This window comes from Myxococcus llanfairpwllgwyngyllgogerychwyrndrobwllllantysiliogogogochensis, assembly GCF_006636215.1.
GTDB lineage: Bacteria > Myxococcota > Myxococcia > Myxococcales > Myxococcaceae > Myxococcus > Myxococcus llanfairpwllgwyngyllgogerychwyrndrobwllllantysiliogogogochensis.
Map to the genome: position 1 here is coordinate 1 of NZ_VIFM01000779.1, position 442 is coordinate 442.

The window sequence follows — 442 nt, forward strand, 5'->3', positions numbered from 1 at the left end:
CCTGGATCTGGCAGGCCAGATCCCCGTGAACGCCTGGGTGCGTTTCCGGCCCATCCGCGCCTTTGAACCCGTCACCCGTTCCTGAACACCATGAAAAAAGTCCTGATTGCCAACCGCGGCGAGATCGCGGTCCGTATTGTCCGCGCCTGCGCCGACTACGGCCTCGGCTCCGTCGCCGTCTATGCCGACGCCGATATCGACGCGCTGCACGTGCGCATGGCCGACGAGGCCTGGGGCCTGGGCGGCGACCGCCCGGCCGATACCTACCTGCACATCGAGAAGCTGCTCGATGCCGCCCGCAAGAGCGGTGCCGATGCCGTGCACCCCGGCTACGGCTTCCTGTCCGAGAACGCGGGCTTCGCGCGGGCGGTGATCGGTGCCGGCCTGACCTGGATCGGCCCGCCGCCCGAGGCGATCGAGCGGCTGGGCGACAAGGTCGAGG

Annotated in this window: 1 protein-coding gene; it reads left to right on the plus strand. The window is 69.2% G+C overall.

Features of this window, described 5'->3' with window-relative positions; all coding sequences use genetic code 11:
• Positions 1–90: 90 nt before the first annotated feature.
• Positions 91–442, plus strand: a 352-nt coding sequence (locus tag FJV41_RS57410; protein ID WP_281291678.1) for a biotin carboxylase N-terminal domain-containing protein, incomplete at its 3' end; no start/stop codon positions are given.